The sequence below is a fragment of the uncultured Brevundimonas sp. genome (assembly GCF_947305955.1).
Lineage (GTDB): Bacteria > Pseudomonadota > Alphaproteobacteria > Caulobacterales > Caulobacteraceae > Brevundimonas.
Window position 1 is genome coordinate 1 of sequence record NZ_CAMZFB010000062.1, and the last position, 14,621, is coordinate 14,621.

12 protein-coding genes and 1 pseudogene are annotated in these 14,621 nt (G+C 64.9%); 9 read left to right on the forward strand and 4 right to left on the reverse strand.

Going from position 1 to position 14,621, the window contains the following annotated elements:
* Together atpA and Q0Y42_RS12870 are read right to left on the reverse strand one after the other, a co-directional pair.
* Positions 1 to 940: F0F1 ATP synthase subunit alpha (atpA, locus tag Q0Y42_RS12865; protein WP_297804406.1), on the reverse strand; the 940-nt coding region annotated here is incomplete at its 3' end.
* A 72-nt stretch (positions 941 to 1,012) separates the two neighbouring features.
* Complete coding sequence (locus tag Q0Y42_RS12870) at positions 1,013 to 1,567, reverse strand: F0F1 ATP synthase subunit delta (RefSeq protein ID WP_297804409.1); 555 nt, start codon at positions 1,565 to 1,567, stop codon at positions 1,013 to 1,015.
* 349 nt (positions 1,568 to 1,916) lie between these two features.
* Here Q0Y42_RS12870 and Q0Y42_RS12875 point away from each other — a divergent pair, with 349 nt between their 5' ends.
* Complete coding sequence (locus Q0Y42_RS12875; protein WP_297804411.1) at positions 1,917 to 2,735, forward strand: TerC family protein; 819 nt, start codon at positions 1,917 to 1,919, stop codon at positions 2,733 to 2,735.
* Positions 2,735 to 3,529: a glutaminyl-peptide cyclotransferase gene (locus Q0Y42_RS12880; RefSeq protein ID WP_297804413.1), complete on the forward strand. Its 795-nt coding sequence runs from the start codon at positions 2,735 to 2,737 to the stop codon at positions 3,527 to 3,529. Before Q0Y42_RS12875 ends, Q0Y42_RS12880 begins: the two co-directional genes overlap by 1 nt.
* Here the strand turns inward: Q0Y42_RS12880 and Q0Y42_RS12885 are convergent.
* A complete protein-coding gene (locus tag Q0Y42_RS12885; RefSeq protein ID WP_297804416.1) occupies positions 3,526 to 5,688 on the reverse strand; it encodes a primosomal protein N' in 2,163 nt (720 codons plus the stop codon). The genes Q0Y42_RS12880 and Q0Y42_RS12885 overlap by 4 nt on opposite strands.
* 30 nt (positions 5,689 to 5,718) lie before the next feature.
* Here Q0Y42_RS12885 and fsa point away from each other — a divergent pair, with 30 nt between their 5' ends.
* Genes fsa through Q0Y42_RS12905 form a run of 4 tightly spaced genes read left to right on the forward strand, consistent with a single transcriptional unit; the run spans position 5,719 to position 9,079 of the window.
* Entirely contained in the window at positions 5,719 to 6,372 is a 654-nt protein-coding gene (fsa, locus tag Q0Y42_RS12890) for a fructose-6-phosphate aldolase (protein WP_297804419.1), read from the forward strand.
* Positions 6,373 to 6,402: 30 nt separating this feature from the next.
* Positions 6,403 to 7,116, forward strand: a complete 714-nt coding sequence (locus Q0Y42_RS12895; RefSeq protein ID WP_297804422.1) for a DUF484 family protein — start codon at positions 6,403 to 6,405, stop codon at positions 7,114 to 7,116.
* The gene (locus Q0Y42_RS12900; protein WP_297804425.1) at positions 7,095 to 8,027 is read left to right on the forward strand and encodes a tyrosine recombinase XerC; all 933 of its coding nucleotides are present in this window, start codon (positions 7,095 to 7,097) and stop codon (positions 8,025 to 8,027) included. Before Q0Y42_RS12895 ends, Q0Y42_RS12900 begins: the two co-directional genes overlap by 22 nt.
* Before the next feature lie 56 nt (positions 8,028 to 8,083).
* Entirely contained in the window at positions 8,084 to 9,079 is a 996-nt protein-coding gene (locus tag Q0Y42_RS12905; RefSeq protein WP_297804427.1) for a retroviral-like aspartic protease family protein, read from the forward strand.
* Here the strand turns inward: Q0Y42_RS12905 and Q0Y42_RS12910 are convergent.
* Positions 9,076 to 9,993, reverse strand: coding sequence for an alpha/beta hydrolase (locus Q0Y42_RS12910; RefSeq protein WP_366108453.1), 918 nt, complete (start codon positions 9,991 to 9,993; stop codon positions 9,076 to 9,078). The genes Q0Y42_RS12905 and Q0Y42_RS12910 overlap by 4 nt on opposite strands.
* A gap of 281 nt (positions 9,994 to 10,274) precedes the next feature.
* Between Q0Y42_RS12910 and Q0Y42_RS12915 the strand changes: the two are divergent.
* The 3 genes and pseudogenes from Q0Y42_RS12915 to Q0Y42_RS12925 all read left to right on the forward strand — a co-directional run.
* Positions 10,275 to 13,034: pseudogene (locus Q0Y42_RS12915) on the forward strand (ATP-dependent DNA helicase).
* On the forward strand, positions 13,034 to 13,507 hold the full coding sequence (gene ybaK / locus Q0Y42_RS12920) for a Cys-tRNA(Pro) deacylase (RefSeq protein WP_297804430.1): 474 nt from the start codon (positions 13,034 to 13,036) through the stop codon (positions 13,505 to 13,507). Before Q0Y42_RS12915 ends, ybaK begins: the two are co-directional and overlap by 1 nt.
* Positions 13,508 to 13,558: 51 nt before the next feature.
* A partial coding sequence (locus Q0Y42_RS12925) for a DUF2125 domain-containing protein (RefSeq protein ID WP_297804433.1) occupies positions 13,559 to 14,621 on the forward strand: 1,063 nt, incomplete at its 3' end.

Below are 14,621 nucleotides of genomic sequence, written 5' to 3' on the forward strand. Positions count from 1 at the left end.
TCAGCTTGGCCGAACGCTCCAGCAGACGGGAGTGCAGGTAGAAGACGTCGCCCGGATAGGCTTCACGGCCCGGCGGACGGCGCAGCAGCAGCGACATTTGACGGTAGGCCACAGCTTGCTTGGACAGGTCGTCATAGACGATCAGGCCGTGCATGCCGTTGTCGCGGAAGAACTCGCCCATGGCGGTACCGGCGAACGGAGCCAGGAACTGCAGCGGAGCCGGTTCCGAAGCGGTAGCGGCCACAACGATGGTGTATTCCAGAGCGCCCGACTCTTCGAGGGTCTTCACGATCTGGGCAACGGTCGAGCGCTTTTGGCCGACAGCGACGTAGATGCAGTACAGCTTCTGCGACTCGTCGTCCGACTTGTTCAGCGGCTTCTGGTTCAGGATGGTGTCGACGGCAACGGCGGTCTTGCCGACCTGACGGTCACCGATGATCAGCTCGCGCTGGCCACGGCCGATCGGGATCAGGGTGTCGATCGACTTCAGGCCGGTCTGCATCGGCTCGTGAACCGACTTACGGGGGATGATGCCCGGAGCCTTCACGTCAACGCGGCGGCGCTCGGTGAACTCGATCGGGCCCTTGCCGTCGATCGGCTCGCCCAGCGGGTTCACGACGCGGCCCAGCAGGCCCTTGCCGACCGGCACGTCCACGATTTCGCCTAGACGACGAACGTCGTCGCCTTCCGAGATCTCGGCGTCGGTGCCGAAGATCACGACGCCGACGTTGTCGCGTTCCAGGTTCAGGGCCATGCCCTTCACGCCAGCCTTGGTGAATTCCACCATTTCACCGGCTTGGACATTGTCCAGGCCGTGAACGCGGGCGATGCCGTCGCCAACCGACAGCACCTGACCGACGTCAGAAACGTCGGCTTCCACGCCGAAATTGGCGATCTGCGACTTAAGAATGGCCGAGATTTCGGCGGCGCGGATATCCATGTTGAGCTCTCTGGCTTTCGTCTTCGGTGCGGACCTTGCGGCCCGACTGATCTCTGTAAGTTCGTTCGGGCGTTAGGCGCGCTTCAGCGCATAGGTCATTTGGTCAAGCTTGGTCTTCAGCGAAGCATCAAACAGCTTCGATCCGACCTTGACCTTCAGACCACCCAGGATCGACGGGTCGACGCGGGTGGTCAGCTCGGGGTCACGGCCGAGGGCGGCGCGCAGCTCCGATTGAATCTTCTTGGATTGGGCAGCGGTCAGCGCGACGGCCGACACCACCTCGGCGGCAACAATGCCCTTCTTCGCGGCGTACAGAGCCTCGAAGCTGGCGATCACGCCCGGCAGGTCAACCGAACGGCCATTGGTGGCAACCAGACCCAGCAGATTGCGGGTCACGGCGTTGAACTTGGCCTTGTCCGCGATGGCGAGCAGGCCCTTGGCCTGATCTTCCGAAGCGATAACCGGCGAAGTTGCCAGACGGCGCAGATCGGCGCTTTCCAGCCAGGCGGCCTTCAGCGACGCCAAATCAGCGCGCACGGCGTCCAGCACGCCCTTATCTTCTGCGAGGTCGAACAGTGCCTGAGCATACCGTCCGCCGACTTCCGTCGTCCTGAAATCGTCCGCCACTTATGTTTGGTCCGCATATTGAGCGTTGCATCAAAACCGGCCGCAGTTACCTACGCCGATCAAGGGCTTGATATGCTTGTATAAAGCACTTTCGGGACGCATCTCTCGATACGCCCTTCTTCAAAGCCGCGCGGCCAATACCATGCAAGACCGCAACTCGCAACCGATGCCGTCGGAACGATAACGCCGCACCCGCGCTCTTATCGCAGTTTCAGCGACCGACCTTGGTCGATGACCGGATCGTTCTGCGTGATACAATAGGTGCGACGACAAGCCCTATCCCCAGCCACTTGAAGAGCCGTACCGGCCTGTTTACCGAACGTCCTTCACATAAATTCCAGGAATTTCGATGTTCGACAGTATAGTCCCTCTTCTGACTGATCCAGCCGCGTGGGCGGCCCTTGTGACCCTCGTGGTCATGGAAGTCGTCCTCGGCATCGACAACCTGATCTTTATTTCGATCCTGTCGAACAAGCTGCCGCCGGAACACCGCCAGCGCACCCGCCGTATCGGTATCGGTCTGGCCCTGATCATGCGTCTTTGCCTGCTGGCCACCATCGGCTGGATCGTCGGCCTGACCCAGCCTGTGTTCGATTTGGGTTGGTCAGGTGCCGGCTTCGAGACGTCTTTCTCGTGGCGTGACCTGATCCTGATCGCCGGTGGCCTGTTCCTGATCTGGAAAGCGACCAAGGAAATCCACCACTCGGTCGACACCACCCCGTCCGACACCGGCCTTCTTGAAAAAGAAAAGAAGGATGCGGTCATCAACAACGTCGGCTCGGCGATCGTTCAGATCATCCTTCTGGACCTCGTATTCTCGGTCGACTCCATCCTGACCGCCGTGGGTATGACCGAGCACGTGCCGATCATGATGGTCGCCGTGGTGATCGCCGTCATGACCATGCTGCTGGCTTCGGACCCGCTGGCCAACTTCATCGACAAGAACCCGACCGTGGTCATGCTGGCTCTGGGCTTCCTGCTGATGATCGGCGTGGTTCTTATTGCCGATGGCTTCGGTGCCCACGTGCCCAAGGGCTACATCTATACGGCCATGGCCTTCTCGGCTCTGGTCGAGGGGCTCAACATGTGGTCACGTAATGCCAAGGTGAAGAAGGAGGCCAAGGAGGCTGCCCTTCGCGACCAGCTGGAAACCACCAAGGAAGCCTGATGCACAAAGGCCTTGCGGCATTTGTAGTTGCGGTTTGGGCGGGGCTGTTCAGTCCCGCCCTTGCCGTATCTGGACAGGAGGCGGCCAAGGCCATGCCTCCGGTTTACGACTATGAGGTCGTGGCCACCTATCCGCATGATCGCGCCGCCTTTACCCAAGGCCTCGTCATCCGTGACGGTGTCCTGCTGGAAAGCACAGGGCGCGGCCTGTCGACGGTTCGACGCGTGAGGCTGGAAGACGGTGTGGTGCTGGACCGTAAAATCCTGCCCAGCCAGCATTTCGGCGAGGGTCTGACCGAGCTTAACGGCCGCATCTATTCCATTACCTGGCAGACGCAGACCGGCTTCATCTGGAACAAGGATGACCTCTCGCCCATCGGCCAGTTCACCTATGAGGGCGAAGGCTGGGGCCTGACCACCGACGGCCAGCGGTTGATCCTGTCGGACGGGACGCCGAAACTGCGCTTCTTCGATCCGGAAACCCTGACCGAAACCGGCAGCGTGGATGTCACCCTCGCCGGTCGCCCGCTCAATCAGCTGAACGAGCTGGAGTGGATCGACGGAGAGGTCTGGGCCAATGTCTGGCAAAGCGACTTCATCGTGCGCATCAATCCCGCCGACGGCGTGGTGAGCGGCATCATCGACCTGCGCGGCCTTCTGCCTGCGGGAAGCATCCGCAATCCGCTGGACGATGTGCTCAACGGTATCGCGTGGGACGAGGCCAGCCGACGCCTGTTCGTCACCGGCAAGAACTGGCCCGCCCTTTACGAGATCACGGTCCAGCGCCGCGACTAAAGGAAGCTATAGGGGTCCACATCCACCGTCAGGCGGACCGAGGCAGGCACCTTCACCCGTGACAGCCACGCCCTGAGGAAGGCCTGAAGGTTCACGTCGCGATCCGCACGGACCAGCATCCGCTTTCTGCGCCGCCCCCGCACGAGCGCCAGCGGCGCATCCGCCGGACCATAGACCTCCAGACGCTCGGCATTGGGAATGGCGGCAGCCAGTTCACGCGCCGTCTTTTCCAGCGCGTGCGCGTTCTCGCTGGACAGGATCAGCGCCGCCAGACGTCCGAACGGCGGCATGGTGCCCAGCTCGCGCTCGCCCATCTCGGCCTCGATGAAGGCATCGCGGTCATTGGCCGCCAGCGCCTCCAGCACCGGATGCTCGGGCGTCCATGTCTGAAGCAGTGCGCGGCCCGGCTTGTCGGCCCGCCCTGCCCGCCCCGTGGCCTGCGCCAAAAGCTGATAGGTGCGCTCTGCCGCCCGCAGGTCACCACCGCGCAGGCCAAGGTCCGCATCCACCACCCCGACCAGAGTCAGGCGCGGGAAGTTGTGGCCTTTAGCCGCCGCCTGTGTGGCGACAAGGATGTCGATCTCGCCATCGGCCATGGACTGGATCAGGGCGCGGGCCGCCTCGCCGTCCGGCACGGTGTCGGATGAAAAGACCGCCGTGCGGGCGTCGGGGAAGAGCTGACGCACCTCCTCCTCGACCCGCTCCACACCCGGCCCGACGGAGACGAGGGAATCCTCTGTCCCGCAGGACGGACAGGCCTTGGGCTTGGGCATGGAAAAGCCGGTCAGGTGACAGACCAGCCGCCCTGTATAGCGGTGCTCTACCAGCCAGCTGTCCGTATCGGGGGCTGTCAGCCGATGCCCGCAGGCGCGGCACAGGACCACCGGCGCATAGCCACGACGGTTCAGGAACAGCAGCGACTGCTCGCCCTTCTGCAGGTTGGTGCCGATCTCTTCGCGCAGGGTCTGGGACAGCCACGTCTGGGGATCGGGTGGGTTCTGGCGCAGGTCCACGAGGGTGATATCGGGCAGCACCGCCACGCCATGGCGCGACCTCAGCTGCAGCCAGCGATAGCGCCCCTGACGCGCATTCCACAGCGTCTCCAGCGAGGGCGTAGCCGAGGCCAGCACCACCGTCGCCCCTTCGATACGGGCGCGTGCCACGGCCAGATCGCGGCCATGATAAACCAGCCCCTCTTCCTGTTTGTAGGAACCGTCGTGTTCTTCATCGACCACGATCAGGGAGAGGTTGGCATAGGGCAGGAACAGGGCCGAGCGCGCCCCCACCACGATATTGCACCGTCCGGCCCGCACGGCCTCCCACACCTGACGGCGGCGCGGCGGCGTGACGCCCGAATGCCATTCGGCGGGAGCCGCGCCAAAGCGGCGGGTGATTCGCTCGATCAGGGCCTGCGTCAGGGCGATTTCCGGCAGCAGGATCAGCACCTGCGCGTCCGGCTTGGCCGCCAGCAGGTCTGCCGCCGCTTCCAGATAGGTCTCGGTCTTGCCCGAGCCGGTGATGCCGTCCAGCAGGAAGGGCGAGAACCCGCCGTCGATCGCCGCCTTGCCCATGGCCTTGGCCGACGCCGCCTGATCGGGGTTCAACACCGAGGGCGCATGATCGGGACGCGGCGCATCGAACGCGGCCAGCGCCTCGACCTCGAAAGCTTCCAGCACGCCTTCGTCCACCAGCCCCTTCACCACACCGGTTGATACTTCGGCGGCGCGGGCCAGATCGGCGGGCGTCATGCTGCGCTCACCCAAGGCCTTCAGCACATTGGTGCGGGCGGTCGTCGCCCGCTGGGGCTGGCGCATGCCGATACGGCGCACGCGGCGTTCAGGCTTGGGCCGCGGGGCCCGCAGCCCTTTGAGCGCACGGGCGGCCATTTCGCCGGGCGGAGCCAGCGTCCAGCGTGCCGCCCATTCGACGAAATCCACCGTTTTTTCCGGTAGGGACGGGTCGGTCGCCTTCTTCTCTATGGATTTCAGTTTGCGGTTCGATCCGGTCGTATCGAACACTTCCGAGACGATGCCCCGGACAAGGCGCGGCCCCAGCGGCACATCGACCTGATCGCCGCGCGCGACCTGCATGCCCTCTGGCACGGCATAGTCGAACGGTTCCTGCACAGGCAGGGGCACGAGGACGGACGCCACTTTCACGCGAACACCACCCGCGCTAACCTAGCGACCATGAAAATTTTCCTCGATACCGCCGACGTCTCCGTCATCAAGGATCTGCTGCCTACGGGCATGATCGATGGCGTCACCACCAATCCGTCTCTGATTGCGAAGTCGGGTCGGAACATTGCTGAGGTCATTGCCGAGATTTGCGCATCCGTCGAGGGGCCGATTTCGGCAGAAGCCGTCGCCACCGATTATGACACCATGGTCAAGGAAGGCGAGAAGCTGGCTGAGATCCACAAGAATGTGGTCGTGAAACTGCCGCTGACGTGGGACGGCCTGCGCGCCACGCGCACCTTCACCGAGCGCGGCATCAAGACCAATGTGACCCTGTGCTTCTCGGCGGCACAGGCCATGCTGGCCGCCAAGGCCGGTGCCACCTTCATCTCCCCGTTTGTCGGGCGTCTGGACGACCACGGTGCCGATGGCGGCCTGCTGATCGAAGAGATCCGCGCCCTTTACGACATTCAGGGTTTCGAGACCGAAATCCTTGCCGCCTCCCTACGCAACACCGCCCATGTCGAGGCTGCGGCCATCGCCGGTGCGGACGCCGCCACCCTGCCGCCTGCGGTTTTGAAGGACTTGGTAAAGCACCCATTAACCGAAAAGGGGCTTGATGCCTTCCTTGCGGACTGGGGCAAGACCGGCCAGTCCATCCTGTAACCTGCGATCATAGATGGAGTGGTCCCTTCAATGTCTCAATCTCTGGACACCACGGCGGACCACTCCGACATGACCACCGACCTGCATTGGCCCGACGTTCGCCTCTGGCTCGAGGCCAATGGCCAGCATCTGCTGGATGACCGCGAGCTTCTGGAACAGCTGGGTCTCAAGGTCGAAGGCCGCAACGTCGTCGATTTCGGCCGTGCGGCCCTGAGCAAGATGGAAGCCGCCGCCCAGCGCGAGGCGGGTGCCCGTCGCCTGATCGAAGAAATCTCGCGCACCAATTTCGCCGCCCAGACCCAGACCCACGTTGCGGCGCTGGATCTGATGGAGGCCACGGGTCACATCGAACTGGCCCGCCAGCTCGACATCACTACCCAGGCCCGATTTGGTCTGGCCGGTGCCGCCATCGCCATCGAAAAACCGGGCGTCGTGCCCTTTGGCTGGAAGGCTCTGGAGCCGGGCCGCGTCGACGCCCTTCTGGGCGAGGATGGCCGCAACTGGCTTGGCCCGAACTTCACCGGTCTTGATCTTTTCGGTCCCGCCGACGGCGACGTACGCTCGGTCGCTCTGGTGCGGATGAACATACGCTTCGCCGATCAGGACAAGCCCCGCGCCGCACTTTGCGCCTTTGGCTCGGTCGAGGATGAAGGCTTTACGCCGTCGATGGGTTGCGAACTGATCGCCTTTGTCGCGCGTGTGTTTGAACGTATGGCTGGCCGATGGCCTCTGCCGGAAGCCTGACCGCCGACGAGGTCCTGAGGGAATGGCTGGACCATCTGGCCCATGAACGCCGCCTGTCCCCGCGCACCTTGGAAGCCTATGGCCACATCGGGCGGCTCTATGTGGGGTTTCTGGAACGCCATCGCGGCCAGACCCTGAGACTGAACGATCTGGGAACGGTCAGTGCTGCCGAACTGCGCGCCCATCTGGCCGAGCGGCGCAGCGGGGATCACCCGCTGAATGCCCGATCCCTCAGCCAGACACTGGCGGCAATACGGGGTTTTCACCGCTATCTGGACCGTCGCCATGGTGTCGATGCGGCGCAGCTGGTTCTGGTGCGCGGACCGCGCGTCAAAGCCTCCCTGCCCCGCCCCGTCACCGAGGATCAGGCCATAGGCCTGCTTCAGGAACCGGACGCCGATCCGGACATGGAGCCGTGGGAGGCCGCCCGCGACCGCGCCGTCCTGACCCTGCTCTATGGCTGTGGTCTGCGGATTTCCGAAGGCCTTTCCCTGCGCCGCAAGGATGCTCCGCTGGGCGAGACCCTGCGGGTGCTGGGCAAGGGCTCCAAGACCCGTATCGTTCCGGTCCTGCCTCAGGTCGCAGAGGCCGTGGACGACTATCTGCGCCTTAACCCATGGCCGCTCGATCCTGAAATGGCGCTGTTTCGGGCCAAGCGCGGCGGGCCGCTTTCGGCGCGTCAGGTGCAGGCCACGGTTCAACGCCTTCGCGGCCGTCTGGGCTTGCCCGCCTCGGCCACCCCCCACGCGCTGAGGCACAGTTTCGCAACCCACCTTCTGGGAGCCGGGGCCGATCTGCGCTCCATTCAGGAACTGCTCGGCCACGCCAGCCTGTCGACCACCCAAAAATACACCCAGGTCGACGCCGCCGCCCTGCTGAAAGCCTATGCCGACGCCCGCCCGCGCCGTTGACCGGTTACGCCCCAAAACGATAGAATAACGACGTTATTGTTGTTGGAGCGCGGGCTATGACCGCTGCCTGCAATACGACCGGCCCTCCACGCCGGATTGATCGGCGGCAATCCCTGCTCGGCCTGTGCGGTACGGGAGCCGCATCTCTTTTGCCCACCCGCACCTATGGCTTCCAAAGCGACATGGAGGCAAACGAGGCAGAAGAGGTCCCGCTCTATGTGAACCTGTTCACCCGCCTCGCCACACCCGTCTATTTCGCGCCGCCCCACCGCAGCCTGTTCGTTCTGGACACCGGGTCACAGGCAACATCGCTTTCGGATCGGCTGGCGCGACAGATGGCCCTGCCTTCAGGGCCCGAGGTTGTCGTCCATACCGTCACCGCCTCGGTGAGAGCCCCCACTGTCGTCCTGCCGCGCCTACGCGTTCAGGGGCTTGTCTTCGAGAATGTTCTGACGCCCGTTTTCCCTTATGAAGAACTGGGCGCACCGGGCCTGCTGGGACTTAATCATCTGCGGCATTTCACGCTGACGCTAGATGTGCTGAACCTCAGCGCCACGCTGAATCCCACGACCCGCCGCAGTCCGGTTTTCGATCTCGGCGGCCCCCGACTGGCTACCCGCATCGAAAGACGGCTGACACCTGTCCGCTCGCGCGCCGCCCACGGCTTGGTCCTGATGGAGATTCAGGTGGGATCGGTGGCCACGACGGCCTTTCTGGATACAGGATCGCAGTATTCGATTGGAAACCTGAAACTGTTGCAGTCACTGGGCATCCCGCCCTCCGCCACCCGCGACACCAGCGTCCAGGGCGTTATCGGCCCGCCGATGCTGGTCAAAACCGGTCCTTCGCCCACGCTCCAACTGGGGCCGAAAAGGCTGGAGCGGATACCACTCCACTTTGCCGATCTCCATATTTTCGACGTGCTGGGACTGACCAACCAACCGGCCCTGTTGTTGGGGGCCGATATTCTCACGATGTTTGACCGGATCGGGCTGGATTACAGCACCAGCCGCATCTCGCTTGGATCGGTCGTGCGCTATCGCCGCCGCTAGTGCAGCCCCCACAAGAACGACAGAATGGCTTCGTTCACTGCATCGGGAGCTTCCTGTTGCACCCAGTGGCCAGCGCCCTCCACTACGGTGTGGCCCCTGAAGTCGGTAAGCCATTCCGGAAGGGTCTCCTCGTAGTGGCCCATATAGCGGCGAACCGGATCGCGCTCTCCAACCAGGAAGGCGGCGGGTACCTGTATCTTGCAGCCCTGAAGCCAACGCGTCCGCGACCAGTTGGCGTCGATCTTTCGATACCAGTTCAACGGCCTTTCGAACCCGCCAGCCGCAAAGGCCGAGACATAGGCTTGGAAATGCGCCTCATCCATCCACGGGGGCACGACCGCCTCGTCCGAGATGGTGCCCAGAAAATCCAGCCCCTCGGCAATCCGTCCTGTGCTCTGCCGATGATCCGGCGTCCCCCCGTCAAACGCCCATAAAACCTTTCGTAGTGCCGTCGCAGGATCGGCATCCATCGACCGGTGGCTGTCCGGCTTGGCGAAGGCTTCGAGATAAAGGCGGTCTTCGCGACGTTTGGCGGCCAGCGAGCGCATAAGATCGGTCGGTGGCCCTATCCGCAGCCGCGGTTGGAACGGCACCGCCATACCCATGACCGCGTGGAACATATCGGGCCTGAGCAGGGCGGCGTGCCACGCCACCGCCGCGCCCCAGTCGTGACCGACGATGACGGCCCTTTTGGCATCCAGAGCCTCGACCAGCGAGACAAGGTCACCCACCAGCGAAAAGATCGAATAGGCTGTCGTTTGGTTCGGCCCGCCGGTGCCGCCGTATCCGCGCATGTCCGGCGCGACGACCTTGTATCCCGCAGCCGCAATGGCCGTGATCTGGTTGCGCCACCCAATGGCCAGATCGGGAAATCCATGCACCAGAACAACGAGGGGCCCCTCGCCGTCGGTGATCTACGGGATAGGCAACTCGTCGGTCTGAACACGCTCAGTACGCACAGCCACCCCGCTGGTAGTCGGTAAACGGGCACCGTTGCAGGAATTGTCCCTACCGGCAACACTCAACAATCTTTGGTTTTTGAAATTATCTCTGCAGAGAGTGAGGGCCAATTTCGTTTCCCCGTCAGGTTGACTATGTTGCGGGTGTGACCGTCACCCCCGAAACGCTTTCGTCCAGTTCCAAGCTGGAAATCAGCCTGCCGCCCGCCCTGGCGACCCCGCCGGGTGCAGGTGCTGTGTGCGACGACGAGGGCGCGCGAAAGATCGGTCGCGGGGCGGCTGAGGGCTATCTGTTGGGCGGGCCTGTCATCGTCGCCCATGCCAGCATCACCGCGCGGCGTCTGGGGCTGGAGGCCCCCGCCCGCTCGCCCGACATTCTGGATGCGCTGGAGCTGTTCGCCTTCGTGCGTCCGGCCCGCTTCTGAGCGCCCTCGCCGACCGGGCTCGCAATGGCGCTCGGACAGGCCGAGCCCAAGGGTTCCGTGGCGCAGGCCATCGCCCTGCGGTCGGCCGCCGCCGAACTGCTGAAGGAACTGGCCGACCCCTCCTATCCCAAGCGCGAGGAAGCCTATGGCGTCGCGCTGACGCTGGACCGTGCCAGTTGGGCGTGGGGCAGCCGTGTGATCAAGGCGCTGGAGGCGGGCGGTATCCGTGACCGCACCTCGCGCGGGTCGGGTCTGGATGTCTGGGCGCGCCTGCCCGAATGGGAAGACGAGCCACCGCGCGGCGAGGCCGGCTCCGCCCCTGTCGACAGCGAAAGCGCGCGTATCCGGCTGGAGAAACTGCTGCGCCAGTCAGGGCTGGACGAGACGCGTCCGGCCCAGTCCGACTATGCTGCCGAGGCCGCCTTCGCCTTTTCCCCCCGCATCGAGGAAGGCCGCCCTCGCGTGCTTCTGGCCGAGGCGGGCACGGGCACAGGCAAGACCATGGGCTATCTGGCCCCCGCCTCCCTGTGGGCCGAGCGCAATCAGGGGGCGGCGTGGATATCCACCTACACCCGCGCCCTGCAGCGCCAGATCGACCGCGAGAGCAAGGCCCTGTGGCCGGACGAGGCCGAGCGCCGACGTAAAACGGTCGTCCGCAAGGGGCGCGAGAACTACCTCTGCCTTCTGAACCTTCAGGACATGGTTCAGGCCGCCCAACTGGGCAATGGCGATCTGGTCGGCATGGCCTTGGCCACGCGCTGGGCCGCGCACACCCGCGATGGCGACATGACGGGCGGGGATTACCCCGGCTGGCTGTCTGGCCTGTTCGCCGTACAGCCCGCCCATCAGGCCAGCCCGGCCAATCTGGTGGACCGCCGCGGCGAGTGCGTCCATGCCGCCTGTCCGCATTACCGCCTGTGCTTCGTGGAAAAGACCATCCGCGCCAGCCGCCGCGCCGATCTGGTGGTCGCCAACCACGCGCTGGTCATGACACAGGCCGCCTTTGACGGATCGCGCACGGCCCGCGGCCTGAAGCAGGACGGCGAGACGGCGGCCCTGAAGCGCATCGTCTTCGACGAGGGCCACCACCTGTTCGATGCCGCCGACAGCGCCTTTTCCGCCAGTCTGTCAGGTCAGGAGGCCGCCGAGTTGCGCCGCTGGATCCGTGGCCCCGAGGGGCGCGGGCGTCGCGGACGGGGTCTGGAAATCCGGCTTGGTGATCTTTGCGCCGACAATGAAGCCGCCACCAAGGCCCTGAAGGATGCCATCGCCGCCGCCGCCCAGCTTCCGGGCGAAGGCGTGTCGGGCCGCATCGCGCCCGCGTCAGGCGAGGTGAACCCCATCGGTCCAATCGAACGGTTCCTTGTTGCGGCGCTGGAACAGCTGCGCGCCCGCGCCGCCGAGAACGGCGGGACCGAGTTCGGACTGGAATGCGCGCTTCGCCCCGTTAATGATGCCGTGGTCGAGGCCGCGCGTGAGGCCGCGCAGGCACTGGCCGCCATCGAAGCGCCCCTTCTGGCCCTGTCGCGGCACCTTGAGGACATTCTCGACGAGGAAGCCGCCGAACTGGACCCGTCGGCCCGCGCCCGCATCGAGGGCGCATTGCGCGGCATGGACCGCCGCGCACGCATGACCCTGCCCGGCTGGCGCTCCATGCTGGCGGCACTGGACGAGGCGGGGGCCGAGCCCGACCCCGACTATGTGGACTGGCTGTCGGCGGAGGCCGCCTTTGGCCGCATCCACGACGTGGCCCTTCGCCGTCACTGGATCGACCCGACCGTGCCGCTGGAAGCCGCCGTCATCATGCCGTCCCACGGCGTACTGGTGACCAGCGCCACCCTGTCCGACCCGTCCGCACAGGACCCGTTCGACATGGCCCGCGTGCGCTCCGGTGCCGCCCGCCTGATCGAGCCCGCCCGCACCCTCAAGGTCGAGAGCCCGTTCGACTATGCCAACCACAGCCGCATTATCGTGGTGAACGACCTGACCAAGGACGACCCGCGCCAGACGGCAGCGGCCATGCGCGAGCTGTTTTTGGCCGCAGGCGGGGGGGGCGTTGGCCTGTTCACCGCCATCCGGCGTTTGAAGGCCGTCTATGAGCGGTTGGGACCGGACCTCGCCCGTGCGGGCATTCCCCTCTACGCCCAGCATATCGACCCGCTGGAAGTCGGTGCATTGGTCGATGTGTTCCGCGCCGAGAACGACAGCTGCCTTCTGGGCACCGATGCCGTGCGTGACGGGGTGGATGTTCCGGGCCGCTCGCTCCGCATTCTCGCCTTTGACCGCGTGCCGTGGCCGCGCCCCGACCTGTTGCACAAGGCGCGGCGCGAGCGGTTCGGTTCGGGCCACGGCGGGCGCACCTATGACGATGCTCTGGCGCGAGGGCGCATCGCACAGGCGTTCGGTCGCCTGATCCGCCGTGCCGACGACAAGGGCGTCTTTGTGATGCTGGACGCCGCCTGCCCGACCCGTCTGTTCTCGGGTCTGCCCGAAGGGACGGAGGTGATGCGGATGGGGCTGGCCGACGCGGTCGAACTGACCAAGGAATTCCTCAAGACGGACGAAGCCTGATGGCCAAGACCACGCCCGCCACCGTTGCCCTGACCAAGGCAGGCATCGGTTTCGAGCTTCACCCCTATGACTACGATCCAGACGCGCCGCGCGTCGGCCTGCAAGCCGCCGAGGCCCTCGGCAAGGCCCCCGAGCAGGTGTTCAAAAGCCTGATGGTTCTGGTCGATGACAAGGCCGCCTGCGTCGTCCTGCCATCCGACTGCGAGGTCAGCATGAAGAAGTTGGCCGCCGCGCTTCATGGCAAACACGCCCAGATGATGAAACCCGCCGATGCCGAACGCCTGACCGGCTACAAGGTCGGCGGCGTCAGCCCCTTCGGCCAGCGCAAACAGGTGCCGACCGTCATCGACGAGACGGCGCAACTGTTCGACCGCGTCCTCATCAATGCCGGACAGCGCGGCCTGTTGCTGGAGATCGCGCCCGATGACGCGCTTTCAGCCGCCCATGCAAAATGGGCTGACATTACAGCCTGAGATGCTGCAGTTGTGCGAGACGCCTCGGCACCCCTGTTCTATAAGCCGCCCATGACCTCTGCACCCGAACCGCAAACACACAGCCGCCGCGCCCTGTTCATCCCCTTCATCATCGTCGGGGTGTTGTTGGCCGTTTGGACGGTGTGGTGGTTCTGGCTGGCGAACGAGGCCAAGGGGCAGTTCGAGACCCGCCTTGATCAACTGAAGGCTTCCGGCTGGACTGTTGAATATTCCGGCATCTCGACCTCCGGCTGGCCGATGCATACGCGGCTGACCGTCAAGGACGGGACCTTCATCGCCCCTTCCGGTCACGGCATCAAATCCCCTGCCATCGCCGCCGAGGCCAACAGCTATAATCCGCTGCACTGGGTTGTGGTGGCCGAGAACGGGCTGACACTTGTCCGCGCTGACAAGGGCGAAACCACCGTCACAGCCGAGGCGATCCGTCTGAGCCTGACCGGACTTCGCCAGCGCTGGCCCAATGTGGCGTTCGAAATGGCCACGCCCGTCTTTATTCCCGCGCAGGGTGCCGCGCCCTTCCCCTTGGCCGATGCGGCGCTGATCCAGCTCTATATGCGCCCCCACCTGACCAGTGATCCGACGCCGGGTGACGACGTCGATGTGATGTTCCGTCTGGTGAAGGCGAAGGGCCGCGATGGCGGTCCGGTTCAGGGCTTTGCCCAGAACGGCGAACTGACGCTGCAGGTCGAAGCTGTGGTGGAAAAAGCTTCGGCACTGCGCCAGCCTGCGACCTCGGCGGGCCTGCTGGCCGCATGGACCCGAGCCGGTGGCCGCTTCGTCAATGTGAAGGGCGAGATGACGGCGGGCGAAAGCCATGCCCTGCTCACCAGCCCCGTCCTCTATGCCGACGACAAGGGCCAGCTGGAAGGCGAGGTCCAGTTCAAGGCCCGCAAACCTCTGGCCGCTCTGGTCGGTCTGGCCGGCAGCCATCAGGGCACGCCTGCAGACCGCGCCGCCGCCGCCCGCGCCGCAACCGCCAGCCCGCAAGGCGGCGAAGGCGAGGCGGGTCAGGACATCGAACTGTCGGTGCTGTTCCGCAAGGGCCGCACCTATCTCGGCCCGTTCGCGCTGGCCCCTGCGCCCAAGCTGTTCT

Excerpts from the sequence above, each read along its gene's own strand:
- Q0Y42_RS12875 (WP_297804411.1), top strand. The coding sequence starts at position 1,917 with ATGTTCGACAGTATAGTCCCTCTTCTGACTGATCCAGCCGCGTGGGCG.
- Q0Y42_RS12880 (WP_297804413.1), top strand. The coding sequence starts at position 2,735 with ATGCACAAAGGCCTTGCGGCATTTGTAGTTGCGGTTTGGGCGGGGCTG.
- fsa (WP_297804419.1), top strand. The coding sequence starts at position 5,719 with ATGAAAATTTTCCTCGATACCGCCGACGTCTCCGTCATCAAGGATCTG.
- Q0Y42_RS12895 (WP_297804422.1), top strand. The coding sequence starts at position 6,403 with ATGTCTCAATCTCTGGACACCACGGCGGACCACTCCGACATGACCACC.
- Q0Y42_RS12900 (WP_297804425.1), top strand. The coding sequence starts at position 7,095 with ATGGCCTCTGCCGGAAGCCTGACCGCCGACGAGGTCCTGAGGGAATGG.
- Q0Y42_RS12905 (WP_297804427.1), top strand. The coding sequence starts at position 8,084 with ATGACCGCTGCCTGCAATACGACCGGCCCTCCACGCCGGATTGATCGG.
- ybaK (WP_297804430.1), top strand. The coding sequence starts at position 13,034 with ATGGCCAAGACCACGCCCGCCACCGTTGCCCTGACCAAGGCAGGCATC.